Source organism: Devosia sp., assembly GCF_034675085.1.
Taxonomy (GTDB): Bacteria; Pseudomonadota; Alphaproteobacteria; order Rhizobiales; family Devosiaceae; genus Devosia.
Window position 1 is genome coordinate 1 of sequence record NZ_JAUCDN010000304.1, and the last position, 3,895, is coordinate 3,895.

General features: G+C 67.7%; 3 protein-coding genes and 1 pseudogene. 1 reads left to right on the forward strand and 3 read right to left on the reverse strand.

Annotated elements, in window-relative coordinates; all coding sequences use genetic code 11:
- Positions 1-280: 280 nt before the first annotated feature.
- The 3 genes from nagA to VDP82_RS15195 are packed head-to-tail and all read right to left on the reverse strand — an operon-like array spanning position 281 to position 3,257.
- A complete protein-coding gene (gene nagA / locus VDP82_RS15185) occupies positions 281-1,441 on the reverse strand; it encodes an N-acetylglucosamine-6-phosphate deacetylase (RefSeq protein ID WP_323015672.1) in 1,161 nt (386 codons plus the stop codon).
- Entirely contained in the window at positions 1,438-2,466 is a 1,029-nt protein-coding gene (locus tag VDP82_RS15190) for an SIS domain-containing protein (RefSeq protein WP_323015674.1), read from the reverse strand. The genes nagA and VDP82_RS15190 overlap by 4 nt, the downstream gene beginning before the upstream one ends.
- 2 nt (positions 2,467-2,468) lie before the next feature.
- Entirely contained in the window at positions 2,469-3,257 is a 789-nt protein-coding gene (locus tag VDP82_RS15195; RefSeq protein ID WP_323015673.1) for a GntR family transcriptional regulator, read from the reverse strand.
- Between the two features lie 259 nt (positions 3,258-3,516).
- Between VDP82_RS15195 and VDP82_RS15200 the strand changes: the two are divergent.
- Positions 3,517-3,895, forward strand: a pseudogene (locus VDP82_RS15200) (N-acetylmuramic acid 6-phosphate etherase); the annotation flags it as partial.

A 3,895-nucleotide genomic window follows, 5' to 3' on the forward strand; every position in this document is an offset into this window, starting at 1 on the left:
ACCCCTCGTTAACCTGACTGAAGGAAACGTTAAATATGCAGGTTTCCGGGAGCTTTCGGCTCCGGACCGGGCACTGAAACCGCTTCTGGAGCAGGCGGTGCACGCCGGCGCGCTTCCCGCGCGGGGCGGGGATATGGCGGCAATATGACTGGAATCGGGAGGGGGAGCGGGGAATGTGGCGAGCGGGCGGTGAGCTTCAAAGCGCCCCCCGGCCCTCCCCCTTCAGAGGGGGAGGAGCCGCGTGGTGGATGCGGTGCTATCGGGCTATGACCAGGCCCGCTCAGGCCCGCCACATCTCCCTGCCGGCGATCCAGGTGGCGCCCACCTGACGCTCTGCGGTCAGATGCACGAAGCTGGCGATGGCGCCGGGACGCAGGTGGCCCATTTCGGCCTCCAACCCCATGGCCTGGGCCGGATAGAGCGAGGCCATGCGCAGAGCTTCCTCCAGCGGCAGGCCGATGCGGGAATGCATGAACTCCACCGCGTCGATCATGTCGAGATCGGCGCCGGCCAGCGTTCCATCGGCCAGCCGCAGCGCCCCGTCGGCGCGGGTTATGGTGCGGCCGTTGAGGGTGAGCACCTTGATGTCGGTGCCTGTCTGGGACATGGCGTCGGTGACCAGGAAGATGTGGCCACTGCCCTTTTTGGCGCGCAGCGCGATCTCGATGGCGGCGGGATGCACGTGAATGCCATCGGCAATGAGCCCGGCATGCACGCCATCATGGGTGAGCACGCTGCCCACCAGCCCCGGCTCGCGATTGCCGAGCTGGCTCATGGCGTTGAACAGATGCGTGGCCATGCTCGCCCCGGCGGCGAAGGCGGCGGCGGCGGTGGCGCCGTCGGTATCGGAATGGCCCAGGCTGACGATGATGCCGGCCTCGGCCAGCGCAGCGATCTGCTCGGGGCGCACGGTTTCGGCGGCAACCGTCACCAGAAGATTAGGCAGGGCGGCGCGAGCCGCGACAAGGCGCGACAGATCCTCGTCGTCCATCGGGCGGATCAGGGCCGGATCATGCGTGCCCTTGCGCGCCAGCGCCAGATGCGGGCCTTCCAGATGCAGGCCGAGAAAGCCGGGCACGCCTGCTTCGGCGGCGGCTTTTCCGGCGGCGATGGCGGCGATGTTGACCGCCGGCGTATCGGTGATCAGCGTCGGCAGCAGCGCCGTGGTGCCGAAGGGGGCGTGGGCGGCGCAAATGGTGCGGATGGCTTCGAGGCTGGGATCGTTGTTGAACAACACCCCGCCTCCGCCATTGACCTGCAAATCGATGAAGCCGGGCACCAGCAGGCCGCCTTCGAGGCTCACCTGTGCGGCATTGGCCGGAATCTCGGCTTCCGGCACGATGGCCGACACGTGGCCGAATTCGACCAGCAGCGCGGCATGCTCGTGCCAGTCATGCCCATCGAATATACGGGCGCCCTTTATGGAGAGAAGATCGCTCATAAGGTTTCCGTCACCTTCTTGAGCGCCACGGGCTTGTCGGGGTTGAAGCCGCGATGACGGGCCAGGGCCTCCACGAAGCCATAGAACGTGACGATCAGCGCCAGCGGATCGGTCAGCGGATGGCCGGTGGCGGCAAAAGGCAGGCGTTTGGCAGCGCCCGGGCGGTCGCTGGTGAGGAAGCCGATGGCGCCCTGCCCGGCCAGCTTGTGCGTCATGTCGGCCACCGAGGGCTCGGCGGCGTCGCGCGCCGCCAGTCCCAGCACCGGATAGCCCGGCGTCACCACGGCTACCGGGCCATGCATGACCTCGGCGGCACTATAGGCCTCGCCCTGGACATTGCAGGTTTCCTTGAACTTGAGCGCCGCCTCGTGGGCGATGGCCAGGCCGGGGCCCCGCCCCAGCACGTAAAGGGCGTTCTGCCCATCCAGCGCCCCGATCATGTCCGACCAGTCGCAGGCAACGGCCTCGGCCAGCGCCCGAGGCAAATCGTCTACCGCCTTGTGCAGGGCGGCATCGCCGCTCCAGCGGGCAACCAGCGCCAGCCCGGCCACCACCGAGGTGACGAAAGTCTTGGTCGCAGCAACCGATTGCTCCACGCCGGCCAGCATGTCCACGGTGAAATCGGCGGCATCGGCCAGCGGTGAGCCGGGCGTATTGGTGATGGCGATGGTCGAGGCGCCCGAGCGGCGGGCCGACTGGGCCAGCCCCACGATATCGGGGCTCTTGCCCGATTGGGAAATGGCGATGGCGGCGCAATGGTCGAGCTTCAGGTCGCGCCCGTAGATCGAGGCGACAGAGGGACCGATGGAGGCCACGGGCAGGCCCAGGGTCAGCTCGATGGCATATTTGAGATAGGTGCAGGCGTGGTCGGACGAACCGCGCGCCACGGTCACCACCGTCGACGGATCGCGCGCGCGCAGGGCAGCGGCGGCGGCATCGAGCACCGGCCCGCTCCGATCGAGGAAATTGGCGACGACGCCGGGGATGGCGTCCACTTCCTGGCGCATGAAGGTGGGGGGCGTCACGGTCACGGCTTGCTGGCTCCATTGGCTGGGGAATCGCCGAGACGCAGCTCGGCGACGAAATCATAGGTGTCGCCCCTATATATGGAGCGGGTGAATTCGATAACACGCCCGGAGGCGAGATAGGATGTGCGCTCGATATTGAGCCCGGCCGAGCCCACCGGCACCTGCAGCAGATGCGCATCCTCCGGTCCCAGATTGGCGGCGCGGATGCGCTGGATGGCGCGGATGGGGCGCTTGCCGGATTTGTCGAGATATTTATAGAGCGAATCGCCGATGCCGGCCGGGTCGGGCAGCACGCTGGTCGAAAGGCTGGCGCGCTCGATGGCCAGCGGCGTATCCTCGGTCAGGCGCAGGCGGGCGATGCGCGCCACGCGCTCGCCGGCCGAAAGCCCCAGGATCACGGTTTCCTCCGGCGAGGGCAGGTAGAGCCCCCGATCGAGCCATTCGGCCCGCACCGCCATGCCGCGCCGCGCCATGTCCTCGGTGAAGGAGGTGAGCTGGGACAGCGACTGCTCGACGCGCTGGCTGGGCGAGGCCACGAAGGTGCCCGAGCCGTGCCGCTGCACCAATACGCCGTCCTTGACCAGCTGCGTCACCGCCTTGCGCACCGTCACGCGCGACACGTCCACGCGCGTGGCCAGGTCGCGCTCGGAGGGCAGCGCGTCGCCGGGGTTGATGGCGCCGCGATGAATGGCATCCTCGATCCAGCGCTTGAGCTGGAGATAAAGCGGCCCCCCCGAAGGCAGGACCACCGGCCCATCGGCAAAGAAACTGTTCGACACGTCGGCCAATATGTCCCCCTTCGCCTGTTGCAACCGGCGGCCCGATCCCTATCATCTCATGGTGGAAGCGGCCAAGGCGCGCTTCCGCTGTCGCATAATACCAATAAAATACCATTCACCAAGCCCTAAACGGCGTTTCCGCCGTTCCGCCGCACGGCGCTGGTCTTATTGGACTATTTATCGCTTTTCCGTTCGCCCCGGACTTATCCGCCCCCCTCGGGCTGGACAAGTGGTATTTTTTTGGCATTACTACCGGCAGGAGGACCGCATGAGCGCGACGCAGACTGAAATGACCCATGCGCGGGCGCCCGGGTTCGACATGATGGCGCCTGAGGAGGCGCTGGCGATCCTGGCGGCGGCGCAGGCGCAGGCCGCGCAGGCCGTGGCCGAAGCCGTTCCCGACATTGCCCGCGGCGCGGCGCTGGCCGCCTCCAGCCTCGAAAAGGGCGGGCGTCTCATCTATGCGGCGGCGGGCAGCTCCGGCCTCATGGCCCTGGCGGATGCTCTGGAGCTGCCAGGAACCTATGGCATCGCGCGCGACCGCATCGAAATCCTGCTCGCCGGCGGCATGGACGCGCTGGTGGTCATGGAGGGAGGCCCCGAGGATGACGCGGCCTCGGCCCGCGCCGGCGTTGCCGCACTCGCCC